Genomic DNA, 17,139 nt, shown 5'->3' with positions numbered 1-17,139 from the left:
TTAGATTCAAGTCACCTAATATTTATTCAAACTCATTGCTGTCACAGTTAGGCGGCAAGTAAACGCGACCCTAGGAGCATACATAAGTATGTGACTAGGGCAAGAGCGCGCAGCCAACAACGCGGTGGCATACAATGAGGAAGAATAAATGTGACTAGGTAAGAGCACGCAGCCAACAACGCTGTGGCTTGAATACGGAAGAATAACCTGAGATTTATTCAAACCCATTCATGTCACAGCTAGGCGGCAAGTAAACGCGACCCTAGGAGCATACATAAGTATGTGACTAGGGCAAGAGCACGCAGCCAACAACGCTGTGGCTTGAATGAGGAAGAATAAATGCAAAGAAAAATGCTACTAGGCAAACTCCACCGCGCTACGGTCACTCAAGCTGATCTTCACTATGAAGGCTCTTGCGCCATCGATCAGGATTTCTTGGATGCTGTCGGCATTTTAGAATACGAAGCTATCGATATTTATAATGTGGATAATGGCGAACGTTTTTCAACCTATGCGATTGCAGGAGAACGCGGTTCTAAAATTATCTCTGTGAATGGTGCTGCGGCACGTCGCGCTGCGGTTGGCGATAAGCTGATTATTTGCACTTACGGTATGTTACCTGATGAAGAGGCCCGCCAGCATCAACCAAAAGTGGCTTACTTTGATGCGAACAACACAATGAGCCGCATTGCTAAAGCCGTGCCTGTTCAAGTGGCTTAATTTAATATAGAAATGCCCCTCTTAGGGGCATTTAAAGTGACATATAAAGAGGGGTAAATGCGTGATTTTCCCTCTTTATATATTAGGCGAAAAGTCCCATTTCACCCTCAACTCAACCTATTTGCTAGGTTAACTTCTTAATCCGCGACCTTGTTCAATTAAATACCATGTCAAAGCATAGAAGATAATTAAAAACACCATTAATACGCTCAAAGTCACGACGATAGACACATCTGCAATGCCTAAAAAGCCATATCTAAAGCCACTGATCATATACACAATCGGGTTGAGCTTAGAAACTGCTTGCCAGAATGGCGGCAGTAAAGATAGCGAATAGAACACCCCACCCAGATAGGTCAGTGGCGTTAAAACGAAGGTTGGAACAATGCTGATGTCATCGAAGGTTTTGGCAAAAATCGCATTTAACAGACCCGCAAGGGAGAACACAATCGCCGTTAATAACAGCGTGATCACCACCATAGACCATGAATGAACCTGCAATGGGATAAAGAACAGAGATACAATAGTCACCAAGAATCCGACTAAAATCCCACGTGCAACCCCACCGCCAACAAAACCGGCAATAATCACGTGAGTCGGTACGGGAGCAACTAATAGTTCTTCAATATTTTTCTGGAATTTAGACCCAAAGAATGACGAGCAGACGTTAGAGTATGAGTTAGTGATCACCGCCATCATGATAAGGCCAGGGACGATAAATTGCATGTAGTCTACACCGCCCATATCGCCAATCCGTGAACCAATTAAGTTTCCGAAAATCACAAAATAGAGCGACATAGTGATTACAGGTGGCAGCAATGTTTGCACCCAGATACGACCAAAGCGAGTGACCTCTTTGATCCAAATCGTTTTTAGGGCAACCCAATATAGCGAGATCATTGCGCACCTTCCTGCTCTGAAACTTGGTTATCTTTTTTCACTAAGCTGACAAACAGCTCTTCAAGGCGGTTAGCCTTATTGCGCATACTCAAAATTTGAATTCCTTGGTCACTTAACTGACTGAATACGCCATTGAGCCCTTGCTCACGCTTCACATCCACTTCGAGAGTTGACGTATCCACTAAGCGAGATTCATACCCCGTTAGACTTGGAATTGGGCTTTTTGGCATTAAATCGAAAATAAAGGTTTCTGACTCTAGCTGGCTTAAAAGCTGCTTCATGCTGGTATTTTCCACCAGCTCACCATGCTGAATGATCCCGATATTACGGCACAGCATTTCCGCTTCTTCCAGATAGTGAGTGGTCAAAATAATGGTGGTGCCCTGTGCATTCAGCTTTTTCAGGAACGTCCACATAGAACGACGCAGTTCAATATCAACACCGGCAGTCGGCTCATCGAGGATCAACAGTTTTGGCTGATGCATCAAGGCACGAGCTATCATCAGGCGGCGTTTCATCCCACCGGATAAATTACGCGCACGCTCATTACGTTTCTCCCACAAATCTAATTGAGTAAGATATTGCTCTGCACGTTGGTTTGCCACATGACGAGGAACACCATAATAACCCGCTTGGTTTAAAACAATCTGTAAGACCGTTTCAAACGGGTTAAAGTTGAACTCTTGAGGCACTAACCCAAGTTGCTGTTTAGCCAGGACAACTTGCTTATCTAAGTCATAGCCAAACACTTTTACCGAGCCACTGGTTTTGTTGACCAATGAGCTAATAATGCCAATCGTTGTTGATTTTCCTGCACCATTCGGTCCAAGTAAGGCATAGAAATCACCATCTTCCACGCTTAAATCAATGCCACGCAAGGCTTTCACGCCACCTGCATAGGTTTTGGTCAGCTGCGATAGTTCGAGTGCGTAAGTCATATATTAAAAATACCTTTATTCTTGGGGCTGTTTGGAGGCAATATAGATTAATGATGCCACTTTTTCCTGTCGGATGTTATGCAGAAAAGTGATAATAATTTAACAATATATTATTCAACATCCCCCTTAATGAGGGTTGTCATGTATAAATGAGTGGTTCATCATAGATGTGAAATTAGTATAACTAATTATTATTTAATCAATAAATGCTGTATAAGATTTTATCGCAAAGTCACACAACTAGGCTATAAGTCATGATGAGAAAAATTGAAGAGCTGTTTGCTAATAATGAAGCATGGTCAGCGTCTGTAAAAGAAAAAGATCCTGAATTCTTTAAAGAATTATCAAAAGCTCAAAAACCAAGATTTCTATGGATCGGCTGTTCAGACAGTCGAGTGCCTGCCGAAAAGCTGATCAACGCAGCCCCTGGGGATCTCTTCGTTCACCGTAATGTGGCGAACTTAGTTATTCATACGGACTTAAACTGTTTATCAGTTATTCAGTATGCGGTTGATGTTCTGGAAGTCGAACACATTATTATCTGTGGTCACTATGGATGTGGTGGTATTGAAGCAGCGGTGGATAACACCGAATTGGGCCTGATCAATAACTGGTTATTACACATTCGAGATATCTGGTATCGCCATAGCTCTATGTTAGGTGAACTAAAACCGTGCGAGCGCTTAGATCGTCTTTGCGAATTAAACGTGGTTGAGCAAGTGTATAACTTAGGTCACTCCACTATCATGCAATCCGCATGGAAACGTGGTCAGAAAATCATGATCCACGGCTGGGTTTACGGTATCAATAATGGTCGCTTACACGACTTACACATTACCTCAGATAGCCGCGAGAAGTTAGAGTTAGGTTATCGTGAGGCTATTTCAAAGCTCACACAGAAAAAATAATTTTTCGAAAACGAGATAGTATTCGAAAATAAGATAGCAAAAGAGCAGCCTAGGCTGCTCTTTTTATTGCTAAGAATACAGTTTAAAAAACTTACTCTTCCAGCAGGGTAACATGCCCAATGTACGGCAGGTGGCGATACTGCTGCGCGTAGTCGATACCATAACCGACAACGAATTTATCTTCGATTGAATAACCAATCCACTCAACCTGTACATCCACTTCACGGCGAGAAGGCTTATCCAACAGAGTACAAATTGCTACAGATGCAGGCTCACGCAGGCCAAAAATCTCACGGACTTTATTTAACGTGTTGCCTGAGTCAATGATATCTTCCACGATCAGCACATGCTTACCGCGAATATCTTCATCTAAGTCTTTCACGATTTTCACATCACGGCTTGATGTCATTGCATTGCCGTAGCTTGATACGGTCATGAAATCAACTTCATGAGGTACGGTGATTTTACGGCACAGATCCGCCATAAAAATGAAGGAGCCTTTTAACAGACCAACCAGCACTAAATCACCTTGTTTGTCTTGGTAATGAGCACTAATGCTGTCTGCTAATTCACTGATTCTTTGAGCAATCTCTTCTTCAGAGATCATTACATCCAGAGTATGTTTCATCATCTATTACGCATGTATGGGAAAGGAAAGCGCGTAATTTTAACATAAGCCACACAAAGACGCGACGACAAAACAAATGGCAGTGACCACATCGCCACTGCCAGTTTCGATGACCTTAGCCTACGGTAAAGCCCATCATCATGCCAGTATCTTCATGCTCCAGTAGGTGGCAATGTGCCATATAAGGGTGCTGTGGCGTCGCAGTATGTTTAAATTCCACTAAGACTTCGCTCACTTGGCCTTCCACTTTCACAATATCTTTCCAACCTTGGCGATGCGGTTCAACTGGACGACCATTTTCTTTGAGGATCCTAAAACGCGTTCCGTGAACATGGAATGGGTGCAACATCATATCGCCACGCCCTGAAATCACCCAAATCTCTTGCTGATTTAGCGGCGCATTAAACGCAGGATGGGTCATTGAGAAAACCTGTCCATTGATGGTGTTCGCATTATGAATATCCAGATCACCCGTGCCCATACCGCAATGACCGCCATTACTTTGCGTACCAGCTGCCATATTGCCATGACCCATATTGCTGTTATTCATATTGCCATGGTTCATGTTTCCACTCCCCATATTGCCACCATTCATATTGGAATGATCCATATTCCCCATCATACCACCATGACCCCCCATGTTCCCCATCGCCTGCGGACCATATTTTTCGCGCAGCATCATCATGCCTTGCATATCCAAGCGCATATCCATCATCAAATGGAATTTACGGCGATTTAGCCCCGTCAGTGAAGGAATGGCAGCAATCGTTGCTAATTGCTCAGGTAATTTTCCAGCTCCCGCACTTAAAGTCGTTTCAATGCGTAAAACAGGCAGTGGCTGATCAAATGGCGCGATGGTCATTCCCATTTGCCCAACAGGTAAAGTGACAAGGTCGAAGGAACGACCATCAGAGGCATCAATCAATACTTCAAAGCGCTCGCCCATTAAAATCGGCAATTCAGTTAATGCGATAGGTTCAGCCAGCAATCCACCATCACTGCCCACCACATACATTTTTCGTCCATCACTGGTCGATACGTTCAAACTACGTGCGTTACAACCGTTTAATAACCGCAGGCGGATCCAGCCTTTCGGTGCGACATGTTTAGGATAAACTGCTCCATTGGTCAGCATCATATCCCCAAACCAGCCCACGGCAGCACTCATGACGTCTAATTGATAATCAATTTGTCCGTCATCTTTTAAGCGCTTATCTTGCAGAATAACGGGAATATCATCGACGCCCCACTCGCTCGGTAAGCCATGTTTTTGGCTATCCTCATCTTTAACAAGCACTAATCCCGCTAACCCCATCGCCACTTGGTAACCCGTTTTTCCGTGAGTATGAGGATGGAACCAGCAAGTGGCTTCAGGTTGGTTGAGGGTGAAATTGACTTTACGGCTAGCTCCGGGAGCGATAATCGCTTGAGGCCCGCCATCTTGCTCGCCGGAAATTTCCAGCCCATGCCAGTGTACGGTTGTCTCTTCAGGTAATTGGTTGGTGATATTAATGTTAACTGACTGCCCATTTTTCAGGCTAAGTGCGGGTCCCAATAAATCACCATTATATCCCCACGTCGTGGTTTTCTTGCCTGGTACAAACTGTGAAATACCTTGCTTGATAGCGATTTGAATATTCCCTTGTGCATCCGGTTCTACAAGTGGTGGAATAGCCAATGTGGGATAATTCCCGGCAGCAACAGCCATGCGGCTCCAAACTGGCAGTGCGCTCGCAGCATAAGCGATGGCACTCAGCTTCAGAAAATCACGACGTAACATAGATAACCTTCCTTTTATTTATCAAAATCAACAATCAGTGAGCACGGTATGACAAGTCTGAAATTGCCCTTGCCAAGCAAAACGTGGTTTAATGATTGGGATGATAAAGCTTCCCCTTACAGGAAGGTCAATAAACCCATGCATCTAATATGGGTTTATTACATAGATTTAAGAAAGTTAGAATTGACTAACGAATCTATACACAAAATAATCTAAAGTACTTAGTATCTATAGAGTACATCGTAGCCATAAAGAAATCAGGCAAATTGATGTAATGCGAGTATGTTCTTATGCTAATGTTACTTGACATAAAAACCAGATGAATATCGAATGCAAAAATTTATATTGATGTCATGCTTAATGATGCTTTTGGGGCTAACCAATACCGCCAAAGCACTCTCTACCAATGAAGCTGAAGACCTCGCTGATCTGACCGCTGTATTTATTTATTTAAAATATGATTGCGGCTATTCCCAAATTCCTGACAGAGAAATTGAACGCGCCATTGTTTATTTTGCGAAAAGTAATAAGTGGGATTTGGGAAACTACAACTCCGATAAAATGAGTAAGCTGAATAAAGAAAGCTACGATGATTTAAAAGGTATTCCACTGACTCAAGAGTTTAAATGCCAATCTTTGGCGAGAGACTCTTTAGGGCTATTTGCTTACGTAAAATAAGCCTAAAATCCCAGCGGAAACATGTCGATGCCCCTTATAATCCACATCGATACATGTTTCCATCTTATCCCTCTTTCTTCCCTTTTCGCTCCTGCCAAAACAGAACTACTGATGGAATCGTTTGGATAATCACCATCCGAATAATATGGTTCGACATGACAAAGCCCGCATCTAAATTCATCGTTATTGCTGCGAAAGTCATCGCTTCCATACTTCCCGGTGCCCAAGCCAACAATAACACCGCAATATCATCCCCCGTGATCCACGCAGCAAACACCGTGATCAAAAAGGTCAAAATAATATTGATGATCACCACTTGGGCTGAAGAGTAGATATTTTTTATCAGCGCGGATAGCGGGAATACAATGAAATGATTTCCGATATTCATCCCAATTAACACCATGCTCAGCTCAGTCAGCATCAATGGGAAATCGAGCTGAACATCAATCCAACCTTGAATTAACGTTGCCGCCCCGAGGGACGTCAACATAAAAGGCGCCGGTACTCGGAGACGTTGCAAAAACATCCCGACCACCACGCCTACGGTCACAATCACCAATAACCAGAACGTGGATTCTAGGGTTAACGCTGGCCATTCAATTAGTGGCTGAGGATCGCCCTCACTTCCTACTACTAAACCTGCCAATAAAATAAGGATAATCAAACGGATAGTATGTGAGATGACAATTTTTTGCGGCGGAGTATGGGTGTGATCCGTTAAGGCAAGGATAGCGGCCATTGCTCCCGGTACCGAGCCCAACATCGCTTCCTGTTTTGTCCACCCGACCTTGCGGTGAAACCAGAAAAAGCTAAATGAAAACTGCACGGCCAAACAGACCACCAGCATCAATAACAGTAACAATAAGTTATCTGCATCCTTCAGCGACACTTGATTAAACATCAACCCCACAGAGGTTCCGAGCGTCACTTGAACAAAAGTAATGGTATGTTTAGGGATAGGAAATGAGAAGCCAAAACGATGGAAAATTATAATGGCGATAATAGGGCCAAACATCAACGCTAAGGGAATGCCGATATAAGTGAGAGCACCGCCAACAATGGCACAAAGAATGATCCCAACACTCATTTTTATCAGCTTTATCATCGGACAGTAACCATTGATATAATTAATTATGAGATTAAGTTATATCACAATCATTCAAGCTCATGAGGCTAAGAATGCTGAAATGAGTGTCGTGCCTGTTTTTCGTGAAGGTTTGACCGATAATCCTACGAGGTGCATAAAATCCCCCTATAGACAGGAGGATATTAGGTGAATTTGAGAGGGGTTAATGTCTATGGTTTTTCAATCTGCTGCTTATCCGCAGTCGCTTGATTAATAATCGCTTTTGCCATCCATTGTGCGATTTCAGTGACCTGATCGTTATCCAATTTCCAGATATCTTTTAATACCAAGAAAATTTCCGATCCGTAGATCACGGAAAATGCTTTAATCACTTTATCAATGACTTCATCCGGAAACTCAGATTTCATCGGTGATGTTACCATCGCCAAAATATCTTTACGATTACCACGCTCTAATCGTTTCTCTTCGGGTTCCGGTGAAGGTGATGAACGCCCAAGCGCCCACTGTTGAAGTGATGTTTGTAACGCTGCACGCAAAACCCCTTCGTGAGCAAACATACGTGGAAATGCATAACGTAACAGCTCATCGATCCGCTCTTCTGTTTTTTCGCTTTGCGGTTTCCACGTCAAAATAGGGCCGAGGCTAACATTCACTGTCGCGGCAATCAGATCACTTTGCGTTGGAAAATAACGATACGCAGTCGCACGCGAAACGCCCGCTTCCATCGCTAACTCAGACACTGACGGCATTGCCCCTTTTTCAAATAGATCAACTGCCGTTGACACGAGTAAATTATAGGTACGTTTGCGCGTTCCTTTGTAGTCTGGCATGAGATGGCTCAGTGGCATGTCTTTATCCTTAAAATCGCCTTTCTATGAGTGTAGACAATATCTTTCACAGTACATATTTTCCGATAAGCATTCTTAATCGTCTGACGAGTATGTTGTGTGCTCGCTCTCGAAATTACGCTATAAATACAGCACGGTAAATCATTATATTTAAATATTCATGGACAAAAACCATTAATCTGGTTTAACTATTTTATGATAACCACTCTATTTATAATGTTTAATCAATAAGATACAAATCATCTTCTATACATCCAAGCAGATAACGCCAAAAAATGAGACTACAGTCTCATTATTGACTTATCATAAATGATACTATAGTCTCATTGAGATGGAAAATTCAACATACCCTACACATATTAAGTAACCAAACAAAGTTACATAAAAAACAAAGGATTTTTCTATGCCAAAGCATCAGGGTTTTATTTATGTCGCAAGCACCCTAGACACCAAAAGCGCTGAACTTTTTTATGTCAGTGACTTAATTAAAAATGCAGGGCTTGCTGTACGTACCGTTGATTTGAGTACTCAGCCATCATTATTAGAAAAAAATGCTGATGTCACCGCCGAAATGGTTGCCAGTTTCCACCCTCAAGGTGCTGGCGCCATTTTCTGCGGAGATCGCGGGAAAGCGATAGAAGCGATGGCGCAAGCCTTCAGCCTCTATCTTGCTGCACAAACTGACGTCGCCGCAATACTTGGGCTAGGCGGCTCAGGGGGTACGGCACTGATTACACCAGCAATGCAAATTTTACCTGTCGGTGTGCCAAAACTTATGGTCTCCACCATGGCCTCGGGCGATATTTCCGGGTATATCGGCGCGAGTGATATCGCCATGATGTACTCCGTCACGGATGTTTCTGGACTCAATGTCATTTCACGTAAAGTCCTGAAAAATGCAGCCAACCAAATTGCTGGCGCTGTCTGGTTTGATAACGGTGAAGCCGATACCGCTGAAAATAAACCCGCCATTGCCTTGACCATGTTTGGTGTCACCACCCCTTGCGTCCAGCAATTGACAGCAAAATTAGAACATGACCATGATTGCCTAGTATTCCATGCAACGGGAAGTGGCGGCAAAGCCATGGAAAAATTGATTGATAGCCACTTATTAGATTCCGTTTTGGATATCACCACCACGGAAGTGTGCGACTACCTATTTGGTGGCGTATTGGCTTGCGATGAAGACCGCTTTGGTGCCATCGCGCGAACTCAAACACCTTGCATATTATCTTGCGGTGCGTTGGATATGGTGAACTTTGGTCGCCCTTCCACCGTGCCAGAACAGTATAAAGACAGACAGTTTTATCACCATAATGCCCAAGTCACACTGATGAGAACAACCGTAGAAGAAAACCGTCAAATGGGACATTGGATAGCAGAAAAGCTGAATGCTTGTGAGGGCGAAATTCGCTTTATTATCCCAACAGCCGGTTTTTCCGCATTAGACATCGACGGCGCACCATTTTGGGATCCGCAGGCAGACCAAGCCTTTATCGACGCATTAACACAGCACTTAGTCACAACAGAAAAACGACAATTAATATTAAGCCCGCATCACATTAATTCCCCTGAATTCTGTGAGCAGGTTATTGAATTACACCAGGAAATAGTAAACAAGTAGAGGTTCATCAATGAAACATAACCGCGAAGACTTACTGAAAAATTTCAGAGAGATGATTGCTCGTGGAGAACCCATCATTGGCGGTGGCGCAGGTACTGGTCTGTCCGCTAAATGTGAAGAAGCCGGTGGCATCGACTTAATCGTTATTTATAATTCAGGTCGTTACCGTATGGCAGGTCGTGGCTCTCTCGCCGGTCTGCTGGCTTATGGTAATGCCAACGAAATCGTGATGGATATGGCGAAAGAAGTTCTCCCTGTCGTGAAGCACACCCCTGTGCTTGCTGGGGTTAACGGTACCGATCCATTCTGTCAGTTCGATAAATTCCTTGATGATATCAAGGCAACTGGCTTTGCTGGGGTGCAAAACTTCCCAACCGTCGGACTGATTGACGGTAACTTCCGCGCCAATTTAGAAGAAACAGGCATGGGTTACGGTTTAGAAGTCGATATGATCCGCATGGCGCATGAAAAAGGGTTATTAACCACGCCATACGTCTTTAGCCGTGAAGATGCCATTGCAATGGCACAGGCGGGTGCGGATATTATTGTGCCACACATGGGCCTGACCACTGGCGGCAACATCGGCGCGGAAACCGCTGTCACACTGGCGGATTGCGTTGAACTTATCAATGATTGGGCGAAAGCCGCAAAATCTGTACGTGATGATGTGATTATTCTGTGCCACGGTGGCCCTATCGCCACACCGGAAGATGCAGAATATATTTTAGCGCACAGCCCAGATTGCCACGGCTTCTACGGTGCAAGTTCCATGGAACGTTTACCGACAGAAGTGGCATTGAAAGAGACCACACAGCAATTTAAATCAATAACTCGCTAGTTTTCATTCTGTATTTTTTGTTTTACTTTATTTTTGCCAACACCAGGACGCCTACTTCGGTAGGCGTTTTTCTTTCTATTTATTATTCAACTTATTGGCTATCCAACCTATTGACCGTCCACATCGGCCATTTGGGCTTTTTTCTTTTTGCGTAAACTCAGTAGCCCAAATAACGCAGGCAAGACAACAGGCAACGAAAAATAGAGCACGCCAAACGCAAACGCCACATGCGGCTTTTCAGGAAACTCCCCACCCGTACCGATAGAGTCTAAATAATGAATCGATTCCAGATACGCTGGCGTTAACCCACCATACGGCACCATCCACGATAACAACAGCGCAGTAAAGATACTGAACATAAAGTTCATTGCCATTAAAGCGGAATACCCCATATTCTCTTGGCGTTCTTGGTCGGTTCGGCTGGTTAATCCAAACAGCATCCTGTTGACCACTGTCGCACTGTAGAGATATAAAATGACGGGAGAATCTCCCAGCACTGACATATTAATGGCCAGCGCAAAAAGACCATAAACCAAGGCAAATCCTAATATCACAAAAAAATTCTTAAATACCGACATAAATACGCCGGAATGCACTAGGATAAACTCGAATATGAGGATCAACGTGAGGTTATAAATAATCTCGACACTGTAATTTTCAGGGAAAAACCAAACCGAAATAATAAAACCCACATAGAATATTGAAAATCCATAATTGATCATTTTCGAAAAAGCACGAACGACGCTAAATGAATTGTGGGTCTCTTTAACGCTTTTGGCCGCTTTCTTCTTAGGGAAAAAACTTGCTGATGAGGATTGGCGCCCTCTATTTTTATTCGTAACCGGTTTCTTTTCCTTGGGTGTTTCCATTCTATTTCTCCGTTGACACTCTTCTATGCTGGTGTCGAACCAATCCTAAATAATGGCGTTATTCTGAAGGGGAATAAAATAAAAAGCGAGGAGAGAAAATGGCACGCAGTCACAATGCTATTCATTATGCTGCACACCATTAATCAGTGATTAACGCTATTTGAAAATTAAACCAGCTTAGCGATTAAGCTATCTAAATCACCTTGCAGGAAATTCACCGGTGGAATTTCAATGACGGTATACGCCCCCGCAGGCTGTTTCATGGTTGCACGTGCGGCAGATACCATAAACTGCGACGTTAATGCAGGGTTATTGATACGCATTGAGTATTCGAATAACTGATTGTGTGTCGCACCAGAAACCCCTTTATGGGTCATTTGAACACCGTGTCCCACATCTTTTAATGCATCAATGCTATCCACTTGGCGAATATGCGTTTCATCGGAAGAGAAATAACTATCTTGCTTGATTGCGCGCACCACATCATCAAACTTTGCACCCGCTTCCAGCTCAACATACACCATACGACGATGGACGCCAGTACCTAGAGGGATAGTGACTGAAAGTGCATCTTTCACGCCATCAACTGCTTTCGCCGCAACGCTATGCCCCATACTCATACCTGGGCCAAAGTTAGTGTAAGTCACCCCTTTTGGTGCCATTGCTAACATCAGCGTACGCATGATGGAGTCTGAACCCGGATCCCAGCCTGCCGATACAATTGACACACTGTTATGCTTCTTCGCGACGCTATCAAGCTGGTGTTTTAATGCCACGATATCAGAGTGCACATCGAAGCTATCTACGGTATTAATCCCTAGGCTTAAGATTTTCTCTGCTAAAGTTCCGATAGCACGTGTAGGGGAACAAAGTAACGCAACATCCACGCCATCTAATTTTTCGATGTCATCAACCACGTTATATCCGGCCAATTCCGCTGGAATATCTTGGGTATTACGACGTACAATTCCGACTAATTCGAAATCATCAGCGGCTTGAACAGCTTCTAGTGCATAACGACCTATATTGCCGTAACCCACTATTGCTGTTTTAATTTTTGTCATTGTGACTCCTCGGTCATTCTGATGTCATATTTCAAATACAAGATGCATATCAATAACAAATTTATATAGATTAAACAAAGCTTAATTATCTAAAAAGTTCCGGCTTTTATTACTAGGTTACTTTATCAATTAGAGGTAGAATCCGAGCAAATCTCGTTCTTTTCTCTAATTTCAACGAATACAAAGGTTCTTAATGCATCAGCCCGATGTCACTGAGAGGTCACTCTATTCCCTCAGTTGGCCAATCTTTATTGATATTTTCCTTCATTTGGCCACCTTATTAATTAATACCTACATGGTGAGCCATGTATCGACGGCCTACCTTGCTGCAATGGGGGTCGGGAATCAGGTTTTTGACCTATTTATTACTATCTTTAACTTTATTAGCGTGGGATGTAGCGTCGTTATCGCCCAATATCTGGGGGCAGGTCGCCGTGATAAAGCCAGCCAAGCGATTCATATTTCCATCGCCTTTAACTTTATATTAGGTTTCTCCAGCGCCTTAATTGCGCTCTTTTTTGGCTACAAAATTCTGAGCATTATGAATACCCCATCCCACTTAATGGATGATGGGTACGCATATTTACACATTTTGGGGATCTGTTTAATTCCAGAAGCGATCTCCATCATTCTCGCGGCTTGTTTACGCGTTTATGGTAAAGCTCAGCCAGCGATGTGGGTCACTCTGATTGCCAACATCATTACCGTGATTGGTAATATGATTGTGCTGTATGGCTTCTTTGGTTTACCGCAATATGGTCTGGAAGGCGTTGCATGGTCAACGGTGGTTGGACGCGTTGTGGCGGTCATTTTACTGTTCTGCCTGCTGTTCTATGGGCTAAGAATCAAATTTACCCCAATGATGCTGATCCGTTGGTCCAGTAAAATGCTCAGCAAAATATTGCATATTGGTTTACCTGCCGCAGGCGAAAACTTGGTGTGGATCCTGCACTTTATGACCGCATCCGCCTTTATCGGCTTAATGGGTGAAACTGCCCTTGCTGCCCAAACCCTCTATTTCCAACTTTCGCTATTTATTATGCTGTTTGGAATTTCCATCAGTATTGGTAATGAGATTATGGTCGGGCATTTAGTGGGCGCAAAGCGCTTTGAAGATGCCTATCGCCGTGCGTTTAAAAGTTTGAAATGGGGCTTTTACGTCACTATCGGCGTGGTGTTTGTGTTCTGGTTATTCCGCGCACCCATCCTCGAAAGCTTAACGGACGATCAAGGCATCATTCAGTTATTGCTGCCAATTTTCTTATTATCCGTATTCTTAGAGCCGGGACGTACTATCAACATCGTCATGGTAAACGCCCTTCGTGCCTCTGGTGATGCGAAATTCCCATTATTAACCGCCGTACTCTTTATGTGGGGGATCGCCATTCCATTAGGCTACTTCCTTGGAATAAAAATGGAAATGGGGTTAATCGGTATCTGGATTGGATTCTTTGTCGATGAGTGGGTTCGCGGGCTCACCAATGCGTGGCGCTGGCGTTCACGTAAATGGCAAAGTAAACGCCTCGATTTAGAAAGCTAAGCTCACCGTATCCTACCTATGAAAATAGGTAGGATTTTTGTGATCGGCATCATATTTAAAAATATTTACCCCAAACAAATCATATTAGAGATAAATTTTCTCTCTCATCCCCATTTATCCATAAACATTGTGAAGTTTTTCTCCGTCCTCTTCATTAGAATAATTCCATCACCACATGACTTTTAGGGATATCACCATGGCAACGCAAACTGAAGAACTTCTCTGGCAATATTTTATCAATGCCGTCAAACAAGACGTTAAACCTGCTCTGGGTTGTACTGAACCCATTTCCCTTGCTTATGCAGCGGCAAAAGCAGCGTCTTATCTGTCATCGCCAGTGATCCGCGTTGCCGCATTTGTTTCCCCTAATCTCATGAAAAATGGTATGGGCGTCACCGTTCCGGGAACAGGAATGGTGGGATTACCGATTGCCGCGGCGCTAGGCGCAGTGGGTGGTGATGCCGACGCTGGGTTAGAAGTATTAAAATCAGCATCACCTGAAGCAATTGCACGCAGTAAAGCGATGCTCGCGGACGGTTCCATCACCGTTGATATTAAATCCCCTTGTGATGATGTTGTTTATTCAGAAGCGACAGCCTACAGCGACAATGATTCTGCCACGGTGATCATCGCAGGCTCTCACACGCATATTGTCAAAATTATCCATGGTGATCAGGTTCTGTTCGATATTACTGAGAATAAAACAGAAACCCGGGATCCCGTTGATTGTGGTACCGATGTCAGCTTACCGAAAGTCACTGCTAAAGCGGTTTATGAGTTCGCAACTCAAGCACCATTAGACGATATTCGTTTCATTCTTGAAGCCGCACACTTAAATGATGCGTTATCTCAAGAAGGTTTGCGCAATAGCTACGGCCTGCATATTGGTAAAACGTTGCAGGCTCAACGTGACCGCGGTTTATTGTCCAAAGATTTATTATCCGAAATTATGATCCGCACAACGGCAGCCTCTGATGCACGTATGGGCGGTGCGGTATTGCCCGCCATGAGTAATTCCGGTTCCGGTAACCAAGGTATTGCAGCTACTATGCCGGTCGTTGTCACCGCAGATTATCTGCAATCTACCGAAGAACAGTTAGCTCGTGCGCTGATGCTCTCCCATTTAATGGCCATTTATATTCATAACCAACTGCCTGCGCTTTCTGCATTATGTGCGGCAACCACCGCAGCAATGGGTGCTGCTGCTGGGATTGCATGGTTATTGGAAGCTCGCTATGAAGTGGTCGCAATGGCAATCTCAAGCATGATCGGCGACGTCAGCGGCATGATCTGTGATGGGGCATCCAACAGCTGTGCAATGAAAGTCTCCACCAGTGCGAGTGCGGCATACAAAGCCGTACTGATGGCACTAGATAATAGCTGCGTAAGAGGCTCGGACGGAATTGTGTCGGATGATGTGGATCAGTCGATTGCGAATTTGTGTTCGTTGGCGGCGGGCTCAATGCGGCATACGGATGTCCAAATCATAGAAATAATGTCCTCCAAAACTCTTCGTTCTTAACGCTGCTGGTGCGTTGACTTCTCTTAGCTACCCTAGTCACATACTATTGTATGCTCCTAGGGATAGCTGGCGTTTGTCGCCTTCCTTCAGCGCTAATAACTTTGAGTTTAATTTTGATTTCTGAATTTTATTCTGGCTTCTGATGACTTTGAATTTAATTTTACTTTCTGATTTTATTCTGACTGCTGATTTTTAATTTCTGGTTTCTAGTGCAGCGAATTTTTCGCGGATTTCGGCTTCAGGGAGATCGATGCCGATGAAAACGAGGACGCTGCTGCGCGTTTCATCTTCACCCCAATCTCTGTCCCAATCGGCGCTATACAGGCGCTGGACGCCTTGGAATAACAGGCGCTTTGGTTCGTCGATAATGGACAAAATTCCCTTATAGCGTAATAAATTATCTGCAAAACCGAGTAATAAATCTTCCATCACTTGGGAGACGGCCATCAACTCAACCGGATAATCAAACTCCAGCACAATCGACCCCACCTCATTTTGCTGCTTAGGCGCAAAACGGAACGTCGGTTGCTTAACATTGAGTTTTGAATCCAACAAAAAGCCTTCAATATCTAGCAGCAAATCTAAATTAATATCCCCATGAACCACTGGATAAATCGGTGCTCGGGCATTAATGCGCTGCAAACGCTCAATCAACGCATCGGTATTTGGCTCAATATCGGTTTTGGTGAGAAGGATTCGGTCAGCATAACCAATTTGCGCTTGGGCAATGGCGAAATCATTAAGCTGCTTATCGGCATGAACTGCATCCACCAAAGTAATAATGCCATCCAATAAATAACGCTCGCACAGCACTTCATGAGAGAAAAATGTTTGTGTAATCGGACCAGGATCGGCCATTCCCGTACACTCAATCACTAAACGCTCAAAATCGAGTTTGCCGCTGTCTAAACCATCCAATAAATCCAACAGCGCATTTTCTAATTCATTAGAACGACTGCAACAAATACAGCCATTACTTAAGGTGGTGATTTGCGTGGCACGGTCGCCAATCAACGCATTATCGATAGGAACTTCGCCGAACTCGTTTTCGATCACGGCAATTTTATGGCCATGCTCCGCGTTGAGAATGTGGCTCAATAGCGTGGTTTTTCCTGCCCCCAAAAAGCCCGTTAAAATCGTTACATTGATTGGTTTCATTATTGCCCTCATCATGCCATTCATTGATAAGAAAGTT

The 17,139-nt window shown here is 43.9% G+C and carries 16 protein-coding genes; 7 read left to right on the top strand and 9 right to left on the bottom strand.

Going from position 1 to position 17,139, the window contains the following annotated elements:
- Positions 1 to 339 precede the first annotated feature (339 nt).
- Positions 340 to 720, top strand: coding sequence for an aspartate 1-decarboxylase (gene panD / locus H0913_RS14120; protein WP_006659325.1), 381 nt, complete (start codon positions 340 to 342; stop codon positions 718 to 720).
- A gap of 129 nt (positions 721 to 849) precedes the next feature.
- On the opposite strand, the gene H0913_RS14115 is transcribed toward panD, so the two are convergent.
- Positions 850 to 1,620, bottom strand: coding sequence for an ABC transporter permease (locus H0913_RS14115; RefSeq protein ID WP_108478347.1), 771 nt, complete (start codon positions 1,618 to 1,620; stop codon positions 850 to 852).
- Positions 1,617 to 2,558, bottom strand: coding sequence for an ABC transporter ATP-binding protein (locus H0913_RS14110; RefSeq protein WP_154602409.1), 942 nt, complete (start codon positions 2,556 to 2,558; stop codon positions 1,617 to 1,619). The genes H0913_RS14115 and H0913_RS14110 overlap by 4 nt, the downstream gene beginning before the upstream one ends.
- A gap of 254 nt (positions 2,559 to 2,812) precedes the next feature.
- Here H0913_RS14110 and can point away from each other — a divergent pair, with 254 nt between their 5' ends.
- Positions 2,813 to 3,466, top strand: coding sequence for a carbonate dehydratase (can, locus tag H0913_RS14105; protein ID WP_036955599.1), 654 nt, complete (start codon positions 2,813 to 2,815; stop codon positions 3,464 to 3,466).
- A gap of 91 nt (positions 3,467 to 3,557) precedes the next feature.
- Here the strand turns inward: can and hpt are convergent, their stop codons facing one another.
- Positions 3,558 to 4,094 carry a hypoxanthine phosphoribosyltransferase gene (gene hpt / locus H0913_RS14100; RefSeq protein WP_181478799.1) on the bottom strand — a complete coding sequence of 179 codons (537 nt, stop codon included), beginning with the start codon at positions 4,092 to 4,094 and terminating at the stop codon, positions 3,558 to 3,560.
- 115 nt (positions 4,095 to 4,209) lie between these two features.
- On the bottom strand, positions 4,210 to 5,874 hold the full coding sequence (gene cueO, locus H0913_RS14095; protein WP_181477465.1) for a multicopper oxidase CueO: 1,665 nt from the start codon (positions 5,872 to 5,874) through the stop codon (positions 4,210 to 4,212).
- A gap of 330 nt (positions 5,875 to 6,204) precedes the next feature.
- On the opposite strand from cueO, the gene H0913_RS14090 reads away from it, so the two are divergent.
- Positions 6,205 to 6,552, top strand: coding sequence for a YacC family pilotin-like protein (locus H0913_RS14090; protein WP_036955602.1), 348 nt, complete (start codon positions 6,205 to 6,207; stop codon positions 6,550 to 6,552).
- 64 nt (positions 6,553 to 6,616) lie between these two features.
- Here the strand turns inward: H0913_RS14090 and H0913_RS14085 are convergent, their stop codons facing one another.
- A complete protein-coding gene (locus tag H0913_RS14085) occupies positions 6,617 to 7,657 on the bottom strand; it encodes an AbrB family transcriptional regulator (RefSeq protein WP_181477464.1) in 1,041 nt (346 codons plus the stop codon).
- A gap of 191 nt (positions 7,658 to 7,848) precedes the next feature.
- Positions 7,849 to 8,487 carry a TetR/AcrR family transcriptional regulator gene (locus tag H0913_RS14080; protein WP_154602406.1) on the bottom strand — a complete coding sequence of 213 codons (639 nt, stop codon included), beginning with the start codon at positions 8,485 to 8,487 and terminating at the stop codon, positions 7,849 to 7,851.
- A gap of 403 nt (positions 8,488 to 8,890) precedes the next feature.
- Here H0913_RS14080 and H0913_RS14075 point away from each other — a divergent pair, with 403 nt between their 5' ends.
- Positions 8,891 to 10,111, top strand: coding sequence for a Tm-1-like ATP-binding domain-containing protein (locus H0913_RS14075; protein ID WP_181477463.1), 1,221 nt, complete (start codon positions 8,891 to 8,893; stop codon positions 10,109 to 10,111).
- A 10-nt stretch (positions 10,112 to 10,121) separates the two neighbouring features.
- Positions 10,122 to 10,949 (top strand): phosphoenolpyruvate hydrolase family protein, encoded by an 828-nt coding sequence (locus H0913_RS14070; RefSeq protein ID WP_181477462.1) that lies wholly within the window; start codon positions 10,122 to 10,124, stop codon positions 10,947 to 10,949.
- 107 nt (positions 10,950 to 11,056) lie between these two features.
- On the opposite strand, the gene H0913_RS14065 is transcribed toward H0913_RS14070, so the two are convergent.
- Entirely contained in the window at positions 11,057 to 11,818 is a 762-nt protein-coding gene (locus H0913_RS14065; protein ID WP_181477461.1) for a hypothetical protein, read from the bottom strand.
- A gap of 167 nt (positions 11,819 to 11,985) precedes the next feature.
- The gene (locus H0913_RS14060) at positions 11,986 to 12,882 is read right to left on the bottom strand and encodes a diaminopimelate dehydrogenase (protein WP_154627581.1); all 897 of its coding nucleotides are present in this window, start codon (positions 12,880 to 12,882) and stop codon (positions 11,986 to 11,988) included.
- 193 nt (positions 12,883 to 13,075) lie between these two features.
- Here H0913_RS14060 and H0913_RS14055 point away from each other — a divergent pair, with 193 nt between their 5' ends.
- Together H0913_RS14055 and H0913_RS14050 are read left to right on the top strand one after the other, a co-directional pair.
- A complete protein-coding gene (locus tag H0913_RS14055) occupies positions 13,076 to 14,422 on the top strand; it encodes an MATE family efflux transporter (RefSeq protein ID WP_181477460.1) in 1,347 nt (448 codons plus the stop codon).
- A gap of 196 nt (positions 14,423 to 14,618) precedes the next feature.
- Positions 14,619 to 15,944: a serine dehydratase subunit alpha family protein gene (locus H0913_RS14050; RefSeq protein WP_154602401.1), complete on the top strand. Its 1,326-nt coding sequence runs from the start codon at positions 14,619 to 14,621 to the stop codon at positions 15,942 to 15,944.
- A gap of 192 nt (positions 15,945 to 16,136) precedes the next feature.
- Here H0913_RS14050 and yjiA read toward each other — a convergent pair whose 3' ends face one another.
- Positions 16,137 to 17,102, bottom strand: a complete 966-nt coding sequence (yjiA, locus tag H0913_RS14045) for a GTPase (RefSeq protein WP_154602400.1) — start codon at positions 17,100 to 17,102, stop codon at positions 16,137 to 16,139.
- Between the last annotated feature and the right edge of the window lie 37 nt (positions 17,103 to 17,139).

This window comes from Providencia rettgeri, from assembly GCF_013702265.1.
Taxonomy (GTDB): Bacteria; Pseudomonadota; Gammaproteobacteria; order Enterobacterales; family Enterobacteriaceae; genus Providencia; species Providencia zhijiangensis.
Note: the sequence above shows the minus strand (reverse complement) of the source record. Positions and strands in the feature narration are given on the sequence as shown.